The following is an 18214-nucleotide window of genomic DNA, read 5'->3' as shown; positions in this document are numbered from 1 at the left end:
CGATTTTTCGTCTCAGCGTTAAATCACATCTGGGGGATTAAGGACAACTTGAGGGTTGCCAGCAGCCGTCTCGGAAATAACAATCATAAACACGTGCAACGTAAACCTCAGAAGTGTTGTTTTACCGCAGTGCTTTTTCTGCAGTGTGGCAAGTGTCGTTGGATGAGTTCGTAGGGGAAGACGAATCTCGTCTTACACCAATTGACCGCAACTTTTCCGAGGACCTTCGTCTATGCGCACCCAGCTTTCAGGCGTTCTGTGGATTCACAGCATGCCAGGGCCGCTGCAACCACACATCACGTGGGCGCTGGCCCGACTCAGCATGCCCGATGGCACTAAGCCAGGCCGGGATATTTGGCGTGCGACCGACCAGGATGCCACTTTGTGCGCCGAGGTGCCTTTCACTGCAAGTGCTGACACCATCGCCACACTGGTGGACAACCTGGCTAGGTGGCCGCGCCTCTATTTCGAGCTGGCGCAAGACCCAGCCGTGGATGATGACGGCTACGCCATCGACGGTATGCGCTACTGCCATACCCCGCAGCTGGGGACTTTCGCCGGACAGACCGATGCCGCCGGAAACATCGTGGTCAACGAAGACGCACTGCGTTCCATCATGGCGCGCGGCGGCGATATCAAAGGTGCCCTCGACGCGGCCATCGGTGGGCCGTGGGACCGCGTGTTAGAGCCGATGCGCATGATGACGGCAGGCTACGCCCCCGAAGACTGCTTTACGACGTCCACCCCTGCCGGGACCGACAGTGCCAGCGGCAACTCGACCGCTGGCAACGCAGACCTTGGTGGGGTAGAGGCAGCTAACGTGCTGCAGCTCTACCCGCGCCGGGCGGCGATGTAGTCAACTACATCGCCGAGGGTCTTAAACGAGGAAATGTCCTCGTCCTCAACGCGGGCTCCCAGCTCTTCTTCGCAACGGACGGCCAACTCTACGACGCTTAGGCGGTCAAAACCGTAGTCGGTCAGCGGGGTGGAGAGCTCTAAGGACTCCACCTCGTCGTTAGCCATCTTTTTGACGATTGCCGCGACCTCGCCGTGAAGACCTGCGGGCAGGTCAGCGTCGGCGGAACTCTTCTTCGGGCCCCCGTTCGCTGCATTAGGTGAGGCATCGCCAGCGTCACCGGCGCCGGTGACCTGTGTGCCCAGTAGGGCGCTGAGCTGATCTCCAAGGCTTGAGGTCATTATTCAGCGTCCTGGATGGTTGCAGTTGGGTCGGTAATCTGCAGCTCTTCAGCGGCTTCCTGGGCGACATCCATGTCGAGCTTGCCAGCGCGTGCCAGCGCGGACAGGGCCGCAACAGCGACTGACTCGCCGTCGGAGTTGAAGTAGCGGCGAGCGGCCGGACGGGTATCCGAGAAGCCGTAGCCGTCGGTGCCGAGGACGGTGTAGTCACCCGGAACCCACTTGCGAATCTGCTCCGGGACCGCACGCTGGAAGTCGGTCACTGCGATGAACGGCCCATCGGTGTCGGACAGCTGGCGGGTAACGAAGGCGTCGTCGACCTCTTCAGTCGGGTTGTGTAGACGCTCAGTGTCACGCTCGTGCCCATCGCGGGCCAGCTCATTCCACGATGTCACCGAGTAAATCGAGGAAGCCACGCCGTAGTCTTCCAGGATGTCCGCGGCGCGCAGCGCCTCCTGCATGCCAATGCCGGAAGCCAGCAGGTTGACATGCTTGTCGCCCTCAGCCTTGCGGAAGCGGTAGATACCGCCAAGCAGCCCCTCGACATCGAGGTCTTCCGGGACGGCCGGCTGCGAAGTCGGCTCATTGTAGATAGTCAGGTAGTAGATGATATCTTCGCCGCGCTCTGGCCCGTACATGCGGTCGATACCGTCGCAGACGATGTAGGCAATCTCGTAGGCAAACGCCGGGTCGTAGGAGACCACAGACGGGTTCGTAGCCGCCAGCAGCTGGGAGTGACCGTCCATGTGCTGCAGGCCTTCACCGGTCAGCGTCGTGCGACCAGCTGTAGCGCCGAGCAGGAAGCCACGGGACATCTGGTCACCAGCGGCCCAAATGGAGTCAGCCGTGCGCTGGAAACCGAACATCGAGTAGAAGATGTAGAGCGGAATCATGGCCACGCCATGGGTGGCGTACGCTGAGCCGACAGCGGTAAACGAGCCCACAGAGCCCGCCTCGGAGATGCCCTCGTGCAGAATCTGGCCGTCCTTCGCTTCCTTGTAGGACAGCATCAGCTCATGGTCGACCGGAGTGTAATTCTGGCCGTGCGGGTTGTAAATCTTCAGCGTCGGGAACCAGGAGTCCATGCCGAAAGTACGGGCCTCATCAGGGATGATGGGCACGAAGCGGTCCTTGAGTTCTTTATCGCGCATCAGGTCCCTGAAAACACGCACCGTCGCCATAGTGGTGGCAACCTTCTGCTTACCTGATCCCTTGAGCAGGTTCTTCAGGCTCTCAGGCTTTGGCACTGTCAGAGGCTCGTAGCTAGTGCGGCGCTCCGGCACGAAACCGCCGAGCTCCTTACGCCGCTCCAGCATGTACTGCACTTCCTCGGACTCCGGGCCCGGGTTGTAGTACGGCGGCAGGTAGGGATCCTTCTCCAGCTCCTCGTCGGAGATTGGAATGCGCTGGTTATCGCGGAAAAGCTTCAGGTCGTCGAGTGCTAGCTTCTTCATCTGGTGGGTCGCGTTGCGGCCCTCGAAGTTGTGGCCAAGGCCATAGCCCTTAACCGTGTGCGCCAGGATGACAGTCGGCTGATCCTTGGTCTCCAAGGCCTTCTTGTAGGCAGCGTAAATCTTGCGGTAGTCGTGGCCACCGCGACGGAGGTTCCAAATCTCCTCGTCGGTCATGTCCTCGACCAGCTTGGCAGTGCGCGGGTCACGGCCGAAGAAGTGCTCTCGCACCCAAGCGCCGTTGTTAGCCTTCAGCGTCTGGTAATCGCCATCGCAGAACTTATTCATCAGGTCGACTAGTGCGCCGTCCTTGTCCTTGGCGAAGAGCTCGTCCCATTCGCGGCCCCAAACGACCTTGATGACATTCCAACCAGCGCCGCGGAAGAACGACTCCAACTCTTGGATGATGCTGGTGTTACCGCGCACCGGACCGTCGAGACGTTGCAGGTTGCAGTTAATGACGAATGTCAGGTTGTCCAGGTTGTTCAGCGCCGCATGCTGAATGGCACCACGGGATTCCGGCTCGTCCATTTCGCCGTCACCGAGGAAGGCCCAAACGTGCTGCTGGGAAGTGTCCTTGATGCCGCGGTCGTGGAGATAGCGGTTAAAACGGGCCTGGTAGATAGCGTTAATTGGTCCCAGCCCCATAGACACCGTCGGGAACTCCCAGAACTCCGGCATGCCATGCGGGTGCGGGTAGGAGGGAAGGCCATTGCCCTCACCGAGGGAGACTTCCTGACGGAAACCGTCGAGGTCCTCTTCGGTCAGGCGCCCCTCTAGGAATGCACGGGCGTACATGCCCGGCGAAGCGTGGCCCTGGAAGAAGACGTGGTCACCGCCGCCTGGGTGGTCCTTGCCGCGGAAGAAGTGGTTAAAGCCGACCTCGTAAAGCGGTGCGGCACCCGCATAGGTGGAGATATGTCCGCCCACGCCGATACCTGGACGCTGTGCGCGATGGACCATAATTGCCGCATTCCAGCGGATCCACTTGCGGTAGCGGCGCTCAATGTCCTCATCGCCTGGGAATTCTGGCTCCATCTCAGTCGGGATGGTGTTGACGAGGTCTGTCGAGGTCAGCGGCGGTAGGGCCACGCGCTTTGCCGTGGCACGTTCCAGCAGCCGCAGCATGAGGAAGCGTGCGCGTTCCGGACCTGCCTCTTCCAGCAGGCCGTCGAGAGACTCAAGCCACTCCTTGGTCTCTTCAGGATCTGCATCCGTGAGATAGGAGGCGACCCCATCACGGATAAGGGCAAAATTTGACTCATCAGAGTGGGCTTGTGGCGTACCTGACGATGTATCGGACATTGTGAGCTCCTTTCAGTCCCTGAAGGAAAGGCAAAGGTTATTTTTCTCCACTCTACTTCTGAATCGTTTGTTGTGCCCCCAGCCGTTTCTTACACACGCTTTCACTGAATAATCCGCTTGGCTTTACGACGAACATTGCGAAGAACACTGCGAAAACTGCACCTTTTTGGGGAAATTCTTATTTTGCAGCTGTGAAAAATGTATTTGAGCGGTAAAATTCCTGCACATAGTTCGAAAAATCGAGCTGAATAGTTTTTCTAGAGGAGGAAAAGGGAAGTGGTCAACGCCACAGGCGCTGCTCATGAATATGCGAGCAGGCTCGGCATCAAGGAAGGTCAGCTAGTCCAGGAGGTTGGCTGGGATACAGACTGTGACTCAGCAATCAGTGAGTCGGTCGAGAATTTCCTGGATGCAGACCTGCTCGACGAAGACACGGATGAAGTTGTCGACGTCGTATTGCTGTGGTGGCGTGAAGAAGACGGCGACTTGGTCGATGGTCTTGTGGATGCTTCCCGCCCTTTGGAGGATGAAGGTCGCGTTTGGCTACTCACGCCGGGCGCTGGTCAGCCGGGTGCCATTGATCCTGGCGTGATTGACGAGTCCGCACAGCTGGCAGGTTTCTCCAACACCTCGGCGCTCCGGCTGGGGGATTGGCAGGGCAATTGCCTGGTGCAGCGCTCTAGTTAGCCGGCTTTAGCTGTCTCGTTTGAATCGGCTACTAGCTGAGCTGTTGAAACAATCTACATAAACGCTGTTTGTAGTGCGCAATTGGCAATCTATGTTTGCCGTGTGTTAGAGTTTCGCAGCAGCGCGGCGATAGCTCAGCGGTAGAGCTCTGGTTTTACACACCAGCGGTCGGGGGTTCGAAACCCTCTCGCCGCACAGACATAATCCGCCCGGATTCTTGTAATGGAGAATCCGGGCGGATTTTGTTTGTGCTAAACTTCCGGTCTGTGCGTTTTACAAAATCGCTTGCCACCATTGTTTTTGTCGGATCTCTGCTCGCGGGCGCTCCCGCCTACGCAATCGGCGGGGATGGTAAACCGATAATCGATTCGGCCACCTGTAAAGCAATGGTCAAGGCTGCAGATGCGGGAGAGCCGGTGGATAATCCGTCGATTCTCCATCTCTCGGATCAGATGCCTTCCTACATTGCCGACGGCACTTTGGATTACGTTGTTGCCCCGGATTTTCCGTACCGCGCACAGCTAGATGCTGCTACTCAAGAGTGGAATGAAAAGCTCGGTGGCAAGGTAGTGCTTCGGGAAGTGACCAAGGACAAGGCTGATTCGGATACTGTGAACGTTCGCTATGTGCCAAGGCCGGACTCGCGAGTCTTAGCTTCTGCATCGGAAATTAGTAAGGAGATGACGGTTTTCGTTACTTCCACTCTCTATCCCGATGCAATTCGCAGCACTCTTGCCCACGAGTTTGGGCACTTGCTCGGTATCCGGCACACTTGTGATTACACCTTGATGGCTGCATCGCAGCACCGCCATCCGGCAGCGCATGTCACTCCGCTCGATGTCGCAGCCGTTCTGCAGGGACAGTTTGATTAGATTGCGTACACATGCCAGAAGTCGACACCTCTGGCGGCGTGGTGCGGCTATCGCAGTGGGGTATGCACTTGACCGCATTTTCGCAGACCCCACCAATCACCATCCGGTGGCCCTCTACGGGCAGGCCGTCAGCAAACTTGAGCGCCGAATCTACGCCGACTCCAAAGCGCGCGGAGTGGCGTTCACCGCAATCGCCGTGGCCACACCGGTAGCGCTTACCGCCGCAGTCAGCACAGTCGCACCGAGTCTCACGCTGGCTGCCGCCACGTGGGCTTCGCTCGGCGGCACCACTCTCCGCCGTACTGGCGAGCGCATGACTGACCGACTCACCTCCGGCGACATCGATGCCGCCCGCGAACTTGTGCCGTGGTTGTGTTCGCGTGATCCGGAAGCTCTCGACGCTGATGGCATCGCCCGAGCGACCGTCGAATCGCTCGCTGAAAATACCTCCGACGCAGTCACCGGCACTCTCATGTGGGGTGCCATTGCAGGCGCTCCTGGTGTGGTCGCTCATCGAGCGGCTAATACCCTCGACGCGATGGTGGGGTACCGCAACGCTCGCTATCGACAGTTCGGGTGGGCCAGTGCACGGCTTGACGACGTCGCCGGGTTCTTCCCCGCGAGACTTACAGCTGTCGCAACTGTGGTTGCAGGTCCGGACCGTCGTCAAGCATTGGTAGCGTGGCGACGAGACGCCGGCAACCACCCAAGTCCAAACGCGGGCGTCGTGGAGGCAAGCGCTGCAGGCGCGCTGGGGCTGCAGCTGGGCGGCGCGACGGTGTATCCCAGCGGAGTGGAGATGCGCCCGGTGCTTGGCAGTGGTCGGAGGCCTGCGGTGGCCGATGTGCGGCGTGCCGCAGGGCTGAGCAAGCGAGTGCAAAACATTGTTGCGCTCAGCTGCGCCGGAGCAGCAGTAATTGCCGGATGTATCCGACGCGTGAAAGCGCGAGCTGAGAGTTAGAAACGCTCGTCGTATCGGTTATCGCGATAACCTGCGGCGCGGTGGCCAGTGTTGCCGTAGCGTTGCGCCATGCGCTGACGGTGCAGCTCGGCGGCGCGATCCTCGTCGGACTTAGCCGGCGGAGGCGTCGGAGTGGCGTCGTCGTCCGATTCGGGTGTTGCGGCCTCGGTGGCATCAGCGTCATCTACTGGTTCCGCGGCTTCGGCGTCGCGGAGGTTCTTGGCCATCTCCTCCTGCTCCGCGCGGTCTCGTCTGCGCTCGACGATTTCAGCGCGAATGAACCAGACGACGGCAAGCGGCACGAGAGCGCCGAAGAAAATCCATTGAATGCCGTAGGAGAGGTAGGGGCCGGACTCCAGAGTGGGCAGCGGAATGGCCTCGATGACGGCATCGGATTTGTCCGAGAGCTGAAGCCAATCGGGGTTGAGTTCGGTGTCGACTAGCTCGGACACTTCCTTGGTATTGATTCCGTAGACCTGCGGCGGGGTGCCGGCGATTGGAGCGGTCTCGGCGGGAATCTCGTTTCGGCGGGTAAAGGCCGAGATAGTCAAGGTGCCCTTCGGGGCTGGCTCAACATTGGGGGTGCTGGAGTCTGTAGGGCGTACAAAGCCACGGTTGACCAGGTAGTTTTCGCCATTGTTAGCGACGAAGACATCGAGTACCTGGACAGCGGGTGCGCCATTTACTGGGCGGTTACGCAATAGTACGCGGGTATCCGGCAGGAAGGACCCGGTGGCGGTAACGCGACGCCATTCGTTGCCCTCGACGAAGCCTTTGCCCTTGGGCATTAGCTCATTGACATCTACGGGGTCGAGCTCGAATGAGTGCTCAAGCTGCTGATTGCGATGCTGCGTCGCGGTGTTCTTACCCAACTGCCACGGAGCCAGAACAGTAAATGCGAGATAGGAAAACGCAATGGCGACAATCGCAGTGAGAACCCATCCAGGGGTCAGAAACTGGCGCACATTCTTAAACACATTCATTGAGCTTACCCGGTGGTGTGGATGGCACTAGAGCGGCAGGTGATTGGCGGTGCGGAGATTGAGTGAACTTCGGGTAAAGTTGTTTGAGCGTATTTGACGGGGAATCTACCCGGGATAGATGGAAAGAGAGGTGTCGTGGTGGGCACGCAAACAGCGAAATCTTCGCCTTCACGCCGCTTCAGCACAGTCTCGCGCCAGTTCATCAAGTTCGGTCTGGTCGGCGGCACAGGTGTGGTTGTCAACCTGATTGTCGTGATTATTGCCCGCAAGTTGGGTCTCAGTCTGGGCACCAATGAGCACGACGTGTTTATGAACTTGTTCGGAACGCGGTGGAATATCCGTTACTCCCACGTCTATGCAACTCTGGCGTTTGTCGTGGCTAACATCTGGAACTTCCAGCTCAACCGGTCCTGGACTTTCCGAACTGACAATCGCCCGAACTGGTTTAGGCAGTTCTTCCCATTTTTATTTGCAGGTATCTCAGCGCTGATTGTGAACCTGGTAGTCATCACGCTGCTGACTAACCCCACCTCGCCGCTGGCACTGCCGGTGGATATTTTCGACGACTCCACCGGCTTTAGAAACCGCCTCTACTGGGCAAACCTTATCGGCGTTATTTTGGGCACGCCCGCTAACTTCATCTTGAATAAGATTTGGGCGTTTCGAAACCGGGGCAATGCCAGCAAAACAAAAGAAAAGGTTGTTTTGAAACCTTAGCGCTCAGAGGCCAGCGCCAGAGTCTCACGCAACCATGCGATGATTCCCGGCGTCGCGGCCTCAATTTCGTTTCGAGTGCGGACGAATCCCTCCGGACCTCCGTAGTAAGGATCGGCCACGACGGCCCCCTTCGGGGATGCCGGGTCGAAGGAGCGCATCAGGCGAATCTTCTCTTTTGGCACGCCAGCGTGGAGTAGACCATTGATGTGCGATTCATCCATGGCGATGAAAAGCGTTGCATCCATGTGCTCATCGCCCAGCTGTGCCGCGGTGTGGTTCGGATCGTAGCCAGCATTTTCCAGCTCGGCTTGTGCTCGCTCGTCGGCGGGTTCTCCGACATGCCAGCCGCCGATTCCGCAGGAGGCGAGCAGGACATCGTCGGCAAGCGCATTGGCTTCAACCGCGTCACGGACGATGATTTCAGCCATGGGGGAGCGGCAGATATTTCCGGAGCAGACAAACACGACGTACACGGACTCAGTACGATGCGACGAGTTCATAAGCATAATAGGCAAAACCAAACTTCTCGGAAAATAAAAATAGGATTGTCACTAATCGTTGACGAGTCTTAAAGATACAACATTTCCCGCACAACACGATTCAGGTCCTCAGGCGAGGACGCCACCGCCGCTGCCGATGCCCACTCAGATTCCGAGCCGTAGCCCCATTTAACAGCGATGGCGGGGATGCCGAACTGTGCGGCGCCCTCAAAATCATGGATGCGATCGCCAACCATTACGACCGAACCGTGCGGACGCACTGCTTCATCGGTTTCAATGCCCAACTCCTTGAGCGTGTACTCAATGACCTCAGTCTTAGTCTGTCGTGAGCCGTCGTCGCTGGCGGCGCCGATGAAGTCAAAGGCGTCGAGAAGCCCGAAATTGTCCAGGGTCTTGCGGGCGAAGTAGTCGCCCTTGGACGTCGCAGTGGCTAGTTGGACACCAGCTGCCCGCCAATCGCGCAGGAGCTCCGGCCAGCCGGGGAACATCTCGGCACGCTGCCAAGCACCGGCGTGTTGATGCTCCATGTACACAGCGAAGGCTCGGTCGACTTGTTCGTCGGAAAGTCCGAGGGATGCGAGTGTCTCCACCATTGGCGGGCCGGGGATCGTGTTGATAAAGCTCTCGGGCGGAAGTGGGTGGTCAATTGCCTTCAATGCAAGGCGGAACCCATGTGCGATTGCGGGGAGAGAATCGGCGATGGTGCCGTCGACATCAATAAGGACAGTGGGGCGATGGCCAGTGGACATATTGTTCATCCTAAAAGGTCATTAGGCTGGATGGCATGTTAGACGACCCGCTGCGCTATCACGGCGATCAGGCCGCCCATGGCGCTGACCTGGACTTTGCCGTCAATGTTCACGGCACCACACCGCAGTGGCTGCAGGACTCGCTGGCCACGTCCCTCGGAGAACTTGCCGCGTATCCGTCTGCGCAGCTCGATGCCGACGTCCGCGCTGCCATTGCCACCAACCACAATCGCAGCGCCGACGAGGTACTGCTTCTCCACGGCGTCGCCGAGGGCTTTTCGCTCTTGCCGCACCTGGGCTTGCCCGCCACCATCGTCCAGCCGCAGTTCACCGAACCTGAAGCCGCGTTCCGCGCCGCGGGAGTCGGGGTGGATTCGCTGGTACTACCGTCGCCGTACACGCTCACGCCTACGCTTGCCGACGTCCACGAGAACGCCTCCTCCCCGCATTCCCAGCAGCTTGACGGTCGGATGGTCATCATCGGCAATCCGACTAACCCCACCGGTGTTGCTCATTCAGCGGATGACCTGCGGGGGCTCGCCAGCCGTTGTGGGATCTTGGTCGTGGATGAGGCATTTATGGACGTCGCCGATGGTGAGATTATTCGGCGGTGCTCACTAGCTGATTGCAGGCCGGGGGAAGCGAACAGTATCCCCGATAATGTCATCGTTTTCCGCAGCATGACTAAGACCTGGGCAATCGCAGGCCTGCGCTGTGGTTACGCACTGGGAACCCCTGAGCTCCTGGCGAAGTTGGGGCGACTGCGTCCGCACTGGCCACTGGGCACGCTGCAACTTACCGCTATGGCGGCAATCGCGTGTCGCGAGGCAGAGCTGTTGCCACAAATCCGCGCTGAGATTGGTCAGCAGCGCGAGGCTATGACACAGCTGTTAGTAGCCGCCGGCTGGCAGGTGTTGGATTCCAAGGCTCCCTTTGTGCTGGCGCGCCCGGGGGTTGCCCTGAGCACGCATGATGGTCCGGACGCTGCGGAGGTTGACGTCGTCAAGCACGAGCGCCTGAGACAGCGGCTCGCTGCGCGCGGAGTAGCCGTGCGGCGTTGCGACACCTTCGCCGGTTTGGACGGTTCGTGGTGGCGGCTGGCTGTGCGAGACGAGACAAGTGTGCGGCGGCTCATTGCGGAAGTAGCGGATTTGCTGTCGCAGAACTGATGGGTCGGGGCAGAGTTCACTACGCTGGAAGAGAAGCTGGAGAGAAATGCATGTTGAAGGGATGGATGTATGACGGACTCTGCGCAGACCCGTGCCGAGGGCAATAACACGGTGGTGACCGTTGCCGACGTGCGTGCGGCGATGGACGCGGCCTACCCGCCGGCACTGGCGGAGAGCTGGGATAAAGTTGGCCTGATCTGCGGTGACCCGCAGGATGAGGTGCGTCGCATCGCGTTGGCGCTGGACTGCACTGACGAGGTTGCAGATCGCGCGATTGCCTCCGGTGCTCAGATGCTCGTTGTGCACCATCCGCTGCTTCTGCGTGGTGTGAATTCCGTGGCGGCGGATACACCGAAGGGTCGGATTATTCATAAGCTGATTCGGGCAGGTGTGGCTCTCTTTGCAGCGCACACCAACGCTGACAGCGCCCGACCGGGTGTCAACGACCAGTTGGCCACGGTTCTCGGAGTTGAACCGGGTGCGCCGCTAGCTCCGCAGCCGGCTCCCGGCTTGGATACCTGGACAGTGAAGGTTCCGGCAGATCACGTCGATAAGGTCGCGCAAGCCATGTTTGAGGCGGGCGCGGGCACTATCGGCGACTACGACAGCTGTGCGTTTCGCATTAACGGCCGCGGCCAGTTCCGCCCGCTGAGCGGGGCGAATCCCTTCATCGGTGCCGAGGGGCAGATTGAGTATGTCGAGGAAGTACGCCTGGAGATGGTCGCGCCACGGTCCGTGCGCGCGGCGATTGTCAAGGCTCTCGTTGCAGCGCATCCGTATGAGGAGCCTGCCTTCGACATCGTGGACAATCAGGCCACCGGCTTGGATCCGCAGCAGGCTGTGGGCATTGGGCGAGTGGGCACGCTGGATACGCCGATGCCATTTAAGGAATTCGTCGCCCGTGTGGCTGAGCGCCTGCCTGCAACGGCATGGGGCGTGCGAGGCGCAGGCGATCCGGAGCGGATGATTCGCACGGTTGCCGTCGCATCTGGTTCAGGTGACTCTTTCCTGGACACTGTGGCAAAGATGGGCGTCGATGCGTTCGTTACCTCTGACCTGCGGCATCATCCTGTCGATGAGACACTGCGAACCGCGGACTTCTGCGTGGTGGACACGGCTCACTGGGCCAGCGAGTTCCCCTGGTGCTACCAGGCCGCAGAGATCCTGGCCGAGAGGCTCGGGGTCGCGACCGAGGTCCTTGAGGTGCGCACCGATCCCTGGACAGTGGCAGAATCGTCGACACAGGCAAGGAAGTGAAGACCATGAGGCTTAGTCCACAAATCCAAGTTGCGATGTTGGAAAAGGCGGAAAACCAAACTCTGTTGGATGGGCTCACCGCCCGCCAGAACGTTCTGCCCGAGCGTGCCGAGTTGCAGGAGCTGCGCAAAAAGCACAGCCGTCAGACCAGTGAGGCAGCGCGCTCCAAGCTCAGCGCCTCCGATATCGGCCGCGATATTGCCAAGCTGGAATCGGACATCAACAAGCTGAAAGCCCGCGAAAAGGCTGATCGTCTGTCGCTCGGTGCCGCAGAAGACGCATCCACGCGCCGTGACCTCGAACACGACCTGCGCTCCACCAAGCGGCGCCGCGAACGCGCTGAACAGGAACTCCAGCAGTATGAGCGCATGCAGGAGGCCTATCAGGTCGACGCTGAGCACGAATACGACGCCGATGAGGCGCACGATGACATCGTCGCTGCCAAGCAAAGGCTTAACGACGCCGAGGTTGACCTCATTGCGCGCATTTCCATCGCTGAGACCCGAATCGAAGAGGCTGACAAGCTTATTGATGGTTCGGCAGCCAAGCTTTACCGTCGTCTAGCGCTTGCTAACGGCATCCCCGTTGCACGCCTGAACGGACGCACCTGCGGATCCTGCTTCATGGAGCTCGATGTCGGAACCGTGCATGAATTCACCACGCTCGCGCCGGAAGAAGTGACGTTCTGTCCTGAATGCGGCGCGATGATTGTGCGTGCGGAAACGCTGGGAGCGGTGAAAGGCAAGTAGATGAGCCAGGCTGCAGACAAGCGCGATAGCGCGCCGGGCTGGACGGGGGCGACTACGGATCCCACGCGGTTGGTGCTGCTGCGCCATGGGCAGTCGCCAATGTCGATTCGCCGGGAGTACTCGGGAAGCCGTTCGAACCCCGACCTGACAGAGGTGGGCAGACAGCAAGCGAAAGCGGCAGCACGTCACCTGGCGGCGCTGGTCGATAGCGGCAACATGAGTTTCTCGGCGATTGTGGCCTCTCCACAGCGTCGTGCACAGCAGACAGCAGAGGCGGCAGCCAAAGCGCTCGGGCTGGACATCCACGTTGAAGAGGATCTGCGCGAGACCGACTTTGGGCAGTGGGAGGGCATGACTTTCTCCGAGGCTCACAACGCCACCCCTGAGCTGCACAGTTCCTGGCTTGCGGATCCGGCCGTGGCGCCACCGGAGGGGGAGGATTTCCCTACCGTCGATAGCCGAGTGAGCGCCGCGCGTGAGCGCATCGCTCAACAATTCGGTGCCTCGGATGTGCTGGTAGTCAGCCATGTCACGCCAATCAAGTCGCTGCTGCGCCAGGGGCTCGGCTGCGGCTTTGAAATCTTCACTCGCCTGCACTTGGACCTGGCCAGCCTCTCCATCGCGGAGTTTTACGCAGATGGGCCGACATCGGTGCGGCTGATTAACGACACCAGCTACCTGCGTGGTTAGCAGCCGAGCACGGCGGGTTATTTGAATTGCGGTTGTGGCGGGTACACTAACCATTCGAGCGAGCCGGCCGGGTGATCGCGGCAGTTAACGGAACCGGACGCCTCTTTTACAGAGTGTGTCCAGGCCGCTGTCGAGGAAAGTCCGGACTCCACTGGGCATGGTGGTTGCTAACAGCAACCCAGGGTGACCTGCGGGAATAGTGCCACAGAAAATAGACCGCCGGGCGCACAGCCGATGTCTTTGACGTAAAGCTGTGGAGATCCGGTGAGGGTGAAAAGGTGCGGTAAGAGCGCACCAGCGGGGCAAGTGATTGCACCGGCTAGGTAAACCCCACCAGGAGCAAGGCAAAATCGCGCATGCTTCGTCGTGCGCGTGCGCGAGTGTTTGAGGGCTGCCCGTCCGATACTCGCGGGTGTGCTGCTTCAGGCTGTCAGCAATGGCAGACCGAGATGGATGATCGCCACCCGGCGCTTTCCGAAAGGAGCGCCGAGGGACAGAATCCGGCTCATAGGCCGACTCGTTCACACAAGCTCTATTACTCGACCACCGCGCCGGCTGCAGTGTTCTCCACACGGATGGTCTCGGAACCGCCGTCGTTAAGCGCGGAGGCAATCCGATCGGCGTCGTCGACGTGGGACCACATCACCAGCGACGCACCCGGGCATGGCGCACAACGGGCAATCTTCTCGCAGTCAATGGTGTCGGTCAGCTCGGCAATCTGCCCCAGCACAGAGCTTGCCGACGGCGCGGAGCCACGCTCACTGACATCGCGCGAAACCCCTGCGATGGCTGCTTGAATATCGCTGTGACGGATGTGGCCGATGACTGCGCGGGCACGGTCGGAGGATGCGTCGGCTTCGTCAAGCCACTGAATGGCACGGCCGATGGTCGGGATGTCTTCGTCGTCCGGGTGCACCTCGTGACGAGCACGCACCCAGTCCGCGACCCGCTCCTGTGAGTCGGGGAGGCTAGCGAGAGTCGGCACGCCAAAAGCGGCGCAGGCTTGCTGGAAGAACTCGTAGCGCTCCTCGTCGGGCGAACCGCCGGTGACATCGGGGGAGTAAGCGACAGTCAGCGCCAACGACTGCGGGAACGCCGTCTGCGTGACTGCCTCATCGGAGTGGTTGATGCACAGTAGGCTGTCCGGGCGGCTGCGCAGCGCCGTGGTGTAGGGGTACAGCGGCCACGACTGTCCCTTAATCTGCACCATGGTCTCGTGGATAGCGGTGGCAATACGCGTGCGGGTGGGCACATCATCGCGGTCGCCAAAACGCGCATTGAGAGCCAGCGCGAGAGCACACTGAATTGCCGGAATCTCTCCAAAACCGCGACCTGGCGCGATGGTGGAGGCAATGGTGACCTTCAGGCCGTTGCTGTTGCGCGGAACGAGATGCAGCGAGTGTTGCAATGCGACAATGGCAGCCGCGACAGCGGTCGGCACCTGAGAAAAAGCGGCGGGGACGCTATCCGGGAAATCCATCTTGGTAGTTTCGCGCTTGTACACGACAATGAGCTGCTGCTCGTCGATTTCCTCGATACCGACCGCAGCATAGGCCGGAATGGCGGTGGCTAGGAGCATGCCGCCGGAGGACGCGCAGTCCTCACCCAACAGGTTGATGGAACCCGGGGCGTATGCAACTGAAGCATTGGAACCGACGGCATCGAAGACGTCGTTTACGACAGCGGGTGCGGCGGGCATGGGTGAAACCTCTCCAGAGATCGGACTCATAGTGCTGGTGTGCAGTGTTCGCGTTCAACGCTTGTGTTCTAAGGTGAACAATTCCGTCGATAATACCCGGGTCGGGGGACAGTGACAAACCTATATACTGGGATTTTATGTCGCCGCAGCGCACATGGCAGGCAAATGGTTGCCTCTCTGCAAGTTTGCTTATGTGTGGAGTTGGCGGTGGCAGAACCGCTTGATAACTCGACATGTTCTCGATGTGGAAGAGGAGAAAAATCGTGAGCGACAACAGCAGTAAGTGGTACTACCAGCCGTCGACGGGCACGGTGTTTCAGGGGAAGAAAACCGGTTGGGACGACCGAATGGGCCCCTACGATTCCGAAGAGGAAGCCCGCGCTGCCATGGAAAAAGTCGCCGAGCGCAACAAGGCGGCCGACGACTGGGATGAAGAAGATGACGACTGGGGCGTAGCTGAGAAATAAGGCTTTGCCTTTAGGCCTTCTTGCCCTTCTTAATCTTCTTTTCCATCTTGCGGAAGGCCTTGAAAACCTTTGCCACGGCATCGTCGTACTCAGTCAGGGCCTTCAGACCGTCGTAGTACTCCATCTGGTAAAGCACGCCGTAGCCGAAGGTGTCCCTGCCCGCACGGGAGGCACGCTTAGCGCGAGCCAGCACGAAGTCGCGCGCAGTACAGGTGTCCTGGAAGTCACCGAGAACTGACTGCAGGTTCTTGCAGGCAGCGTAGAGCTTCTCGGTCGGCAGGTCCGCGTTCTGAGCAGCTTCCGCGCTGTAGCGGAGCTTCTTCGCAGCCTTGCGGACATCGTGGTAACGCTCGTCCAGATCTGCCTCTGGCAGGTCAGCATCCTCGCGGCCATCGAGTACCAGGTTGTGGCGACGACGGAACTTCGAAAACGCGCTGCGCAGGTGATCGAGCAGCACCGCAGTGGTGTCGAGTTCCTTCGGTGCCGCTACCTTCTCCGGTGCGGCCTTGTCTGAGGTCGTGGAAGCTGCTGCATCGGCGGCTGCAGTATCAGCCTCAGCCGCGACCTCGGAGTCGGCTGCCGAAGAATCCTCTGCGGCTGCGTTCTCCGCGCCGTCGACAAGCGAATCATCCTTCTTCTTAGACTTCTTTTCCCCAGCCTCGGCCTCGTCCGCATTTGCGGCAATTGGCGGATTGGCGAGGAACTCATCGAGATCGTCGAGAAGTTGCAGGTACTCGCTTGAATTAAGTGCGAAAATGACGCGCTGATGAGCGCGGTCGTAGTCCTTCTGGACATCTTCGACGAGATTCGCACGCAGCTCCTCGCCCAAAGCGGCGCTTTCGCGATTGGCCAGCAACTCCTCCCAGCGCATAGCGACGACCTCAGCGTCACGAGCCACGCCGAGAACACCCGCCAGCTGCTTGAGGTTGCTCTCCAACTCAGCGACCTTATCGCCCACAACAATGCCGTGGAAGGTCTGCATGTGACTGCGTAGCTCGCGAGTGGCGACGCGCATCTGATGCACCGAGTCGAACTCATCGCGGCGTACCTTCGGGTCGTACTCGACCATCTTGGCCACGTTAGCGGCCAGCGCATCGACCACAGTGCGCCCCGGAGTGCCCTTCGGCAGCTTCGCTGGAACCGGCGGCAGGGGAGCGGAGTCGATGGAGTCACCCAACGCCGTCGCCAACTTCGATGGGCTTTCCGACGGCACGGCGCCAGCCACCTCAGCGACCTTGGACATCGCTGCCATTACGGCCTTACCGTCCGGGTGATTTGCCCAATCCCCGAGCAGCTCAATCTCCCACTCACGCCAGGTAGTGGTTTCGCCGCCATCGAGGAAGGAAGTCGCCGTGACGTGATCATCCGCAAACTCCGCCATGGGCGTGCCATCGAGGGCAAACACCGTGGTGACGTGGCGCTCATTGTCTACCTGCGCGATTGGTTGCAGCGGGTGATTGCGCACAATTGCGCGCACGGGAGCAAGCAACTCGGTAGGCACGATGTAGTCAGCATCGCGGCCTTCACCGTTAACAGAGCCCTCTTCCAGGCCGACGCCATATTCGAGGCGACCGCCGGTACCCGGCGCCTTCAGATGCCACCCCTCATCGGGGCCGCCCGTTCGGCGACGCAGAGTGTGCTTGGACCGGGTCAGACGCAGGTCCGCCGTGTCCAGGTAAATCGCGGAGAGATTTCGCACCTCAGTGGTGGTGGAGCCAACCTGTGGAACGAAATCGAACGATGGGGCTACCACTTCTGGGGTAGCTGAGAACTTAGATTCCACCTCCAACGCCGCAGTTGGAGTTTTGGACTTAGAACCAGACTTAGATGCCATAACCACTAATTCTACCCCCGAATCGAAGAGCTAACCCGAAAAGTTCTGCGCCTCAGTAGGGAACTCGCGGGAGTGCACCTGGTCGACATACTGCTTCGCTCCCTTGGTCAGCATCTCGCCGACCTCTTCGAACACCGAACTAAACGACGGCCTGCGGCCATCGGCCGGAACTGCAAAGGCATCCTGCCAGACGAGAACCTGGCCATCGCACTGGTTACCAGCGCCAATGCCACAGGTTGGGATGGATAGCTCGCGGGTAATCTCGGTGGCCAGATCCGCAGGCACCATCTCAAGGACCACGGCCGCGGCACCAGCATCGGCTACCGCATGGGCGTCGGCACGCAGCTGGTCCGCCCCCGCACCGCGCCCCTGGACCTTGAAACCGGACAGCGCGTTGACGGACTGCGGGGTGAAACCGATGTGCGCCATGACCGGAATGCCGGCGTTGACCAGCGCACGGATGCGCGGGGCGATACGCACGCCACCTTCGATCTTGATCATGTGTGCGCCGGTTTCGCGCATCATCTTCGCGGCGGACAGCACGGCCTGCTCATCGGAGGCCTCGTAAGTGCCGAAGGGTAAATCGGCAACCACAAGTGCGTTGCCAGCGCCCCGGACGACACCGCGAGCAAGCGGGATCATTTCTTCCAGCGAGATCTCGGTGGTGGTGTCGTAGCCGTAGACAACGTTTGCTGCAGAGTCGCCGACCAACAGCAGCTCGACACCGGCGGCGGAAAAAGCGCGCGCGGTGGAGTAGTCGTAGCAAGTCAGCATTGCCCAGGGGCGAGACTCAGCCTTCCATTCGGCCAGATTATTCAGACGAATCTTTTTTCCGCTCATGTCAATAGAGCATGCCATAGTCACCCGCAATTCGAGGCCACGAGGGCAGCGGTTATGACACGGGCGCGGCAGTTGGCTAGCCACGCC

Annotated in this window: 17 protein-coding genes, 1 tRNA gene, 1 other RNA gene and 1 pseudogene; 12 read left to right on the top strand and 8 right to left on the bottom strand. The window is 59.9% G+C overall.

Annotated features, from left to right (window positions below):
* Window positions 1-232 precede the first annotated feature (232 nt).
* The gene (locus QP982_RS04845; RefSeq protein WP_049170151.1) at window positions 233-856 is read left to right on the top strand and encodes a DUF3145 family protein; all 624 of its coding nucleotides are present in this window, start codon (window positions 233-235) and stop codon (window positions 854-856) included.
* Here QP982_RS04845 and QP982_RS04840 read toward each other — a convergent pair.
* Both QP982_RS04840 and aceE read right to left on the bottom strand, forming a co-directional pair.
* Entirely contained in the window at window positions 832-1197 is a 366-nt protein-coding gene (locus QP982_RS04840) for an acyl carrier protein (protein WP_049170153.1), read from the bottom strand. The genes QP982_RS04845 and QP982_RS04840 overlap by 25 nt on opposite strands.
* Window positions 1197-3953 (bottom strand): pyruvate dehydrogenase (acetyl-transferring), homodimeric type, encoded by a 2757-nt coding sequence (gene aceE / locus QP982_RS04835; RefSeq protein WP_049170155.1) that lies wholly within the window; start codon window positions 3951-3953, stop codon window positions 1197-1199. The genes QP982_RS04840 and aceE overlap by 1 nt, the downstream gene beginning before the upstream one ends.
* 276 nt (window positions 3954-4229) lie before the next feature.
* Between aceE and QP982_RS04830 the strand changes: the two genes are divergently transcribed.
* From QP982_RS04830 to QP982_RS04815, 4 genes are all read left to right on the top strand, one after another.
* A complete protein-coding gene (locus QP982_RS04830; RefSeq protein ID WP_005511050.1) occupies window positions 4230-4640 on the top strand; it encodes a DUF3052 domain-containing protein in 411 nt (136 codons plus the stop codon).
* Window positions 4641-4763: 123 nt separating this feature from the next.
* Window positions 4764-4835: transfer RNA gene (locus QP982_RS04825), tRNA-Val, on the top strand.
* Window positions 4836-4906: 71 nt separating this feature from the next.
* Window positions 4907-5512 carry a zinc metalloprotease gene (locus tag QP982_RS04820; RefSeq protein ID WP_126108112.1) on the top strand — a complete coding sequence of 202 codons (606 nt, stop codon included), beginning with the start codon at window positions 4907-4909 and terminating at the stop codon, window positions 5510-5512.
* Window positions 5478-6473: a cobalamin biosynthesis protein gene (locus QP982_RS04815; protein WP_370449428.1), complete on the top strand. Its 996-nt coding sequence runs from the start codon at window positions 5478-5480 to the stop codon at window positions 6471-6473. Before QP982_RS04820 ends, QP982_RS04815 begins: the two co-directional genes overlap by 35 nt.
* Here the strand turns inward: QP982_RS04815 and QP982_RS04810 are convergent.
* Complete coding sequence (locus QP982_RS04810) at window positions 6470-7456, bottom strand: SURF1 family cytochrome oxidase biogenesis protein (RefSeq protein WP_049189600.1); 987 nt, start codon at window positions 7454-7456, stop codon at window positions 6470-6472. The two genes, QP982_RS04815 and QP982_RS04810, sit on opposite strands and share 4 nt — an antisense overlap.
* A gap of 135 nt (window positions 7457-7591) precedes the next feature.
* Between QP982_RS04810 and QP982_RS04805 the strand changes: the two genes are divergently transcribed.
* Window positions 7592-8173 carry a GtrA family protein gene (locus tag QP982_RS04805; protein ID WP_042388795.1) on the top strand — a complete coding sequence of 194 codons (582 nt, stop codon included), beginning with the start codon at window positions 7592-7594 and terminating at the stop codon, window positions 8171-8173.
* Here the strand turns inward: QP982_RS04805 and QP982_RS04800 are convergent.
* The gene (locus QP982_RS04800) at window positions 8170-8673 is read right to left on the bottom strand and encodes a low molecular weight protein-tyrosine-phosphatase (RefSeq protein WP_369707166.1); all 504 of its coding nucleotides are present in this window, start codon (window positions 8671-8673) and stop codon (window positions 8170-8172) included. The two genes, QP982_RS04805 and QP982_RS04800, sit on opposite strands and share 4 nt — an antisense overlap.
* Before the next feature lie 68 nt (window positions 8674-8741).
* Window positions 8742-9422 (bottom strand): HAD hydrolase-like protein, encoded by a 681-nt coding sequence (locus QP982_RS04795; RefSeq protein ID WP_049170165.1) that lies wholly within the window; start codon window positions 9420-9422, stop codon window positions 8742-8744.
* 35 nt (window positions 9423-9457) lie between these two features.
* On the opposite strand from QP982_RS04795, the gene QP982_RS04790 reads away from it, so the two are divergent.
* The 5 genes and pseudogenes from QP982_RS04790 (at window position 9458) to rnpB (ending at window position 13811) form a co-directional block, all read left to right on the top strand.
* On the top strand, window positions 9458-10591 hold the full coding sequence (locus tag QP982_RS04790) for an aminotransferase class I/II-fold pyridoxal phosphate-dependent enzyme (RefSeq protein ID WP_049170167.1): 1134 nt from the start codon (window positions 9458-9460) through the stop codon (window positions 10589-10591).
* Between the two features lie 69 nt (window positions 10592-10660).
* Window positions 10661-11848 carry a Nif3-like dinuclear metal center hexameric protein gene (locus QP982_RS04785; protein ID WP_049192886.1) on the top strand — a complete coding sequence of 396 codons (1188 nt, stop codon included), beginning with the start codon at window positions 10661-10663 and terminating at the stop codon, window positions 11846-11848.
* A gap of 5 nt (window positions 11849-11853) precedes the next feature.
* Window positions 11854-12597 carry a zinc ribbon domain-containing protein gene (locus QP982_RS04780; RefSeq protein WP_284870266.1) on the top strand — a complete coding sequence of 248 codons (744 nt, stop codon included), beginning with the start codon at window positions 11854-11856 and terminating at the stop codon, window positions 12595-12597.
* 24 nt (window positions 12598-12621) lie between these two features.
* A pseudogene (locus tag QP982_RS04775) lies at window positions 12622-13287 on the top strand (histidine phosphatase family protein); the annotation flags it as partial.
* Between the two features lie 59 nt (window positions 13288-13346).
* Window positions 13347-13811, top strand: an RNA gene (rnpB, locus tag QP982_RS04770) — RNase P RNA component class A.
* A gap of 11 nt (window positions 13812-13822) precedes the next feature.
* Here the strand turns inward: rnpB and QP982_RS04765 are convergent.
* Entirely contained in the window at window positions 13823-14986 is a 1164-nt protein-coding gene (locus QP982_RS04765) for a galactokinase family protein (RefSeq protein WP_048732617.1), read from the bottom strand.
* Window positions 14987-15249: 263 nt separating this feature from the next.
* Between QP982_RS04765 and QP982_RS04760 the strand changes: the two genes are divergently transcribed.
* Window positions 15250-15453, top strand: a complete 204-nt coding sequence (locus QP982_RS04760; protein WP_016423068.1) for an SPOR domain-containing protein — start codon at window positions 15250-15252, stop codon at window positions 15451-15453.
* Window positions 15454-15463: 10 nt separating this feature from the next.
* Here QP982_RS04760 and QP982_RS04755 read toward each other — a convergent pair whose 3' ends face one another.
* The gene (locus tag QP982_RS04755) at window positions 15464-17287 is read right to left on the bottom strand and encodes a CYTH and CHAD domain-containing protein (protein WP_069359216.1); all 1824 of its coding nucleotides are present in this window, start codon (window positions 17285-17287) and stop codon (window positions 15464-15466) included.
* A gap of 30 nt (window positions 17288-17317) precedes the next feature.
* Window positions 17318-18127: a 3-methyl-2-oxobutanoate hydroxymethyltransferase gene (panB, locus tag QP982_RS04750; RefSeq protein WP_224783789.1), complete on the bottom strand. Its 810-nt coding sequence runs from the start codon at window positions 18125-18127 to the stop codon at window positions 17318-17320.
* Window positions 18128-18214: the final 87 nt, after the last annotated feature.

Origin of the sequence: Corynebacterium sp. MSK019, assembly GCF_030232425.1 — a bacterium.
GTDB lineage: Bacteria > Actinomycetota > Actinomycetes > Mycobacteriales > Mycobacteriaceae > Corynebacterium > Corynebacterium jeikeium_D.
The sequence above is the reverse complement of the archived record's forward strand: the minus strand, read 5'-3'. Positions and strand labels throughout refer to the sequence as shown.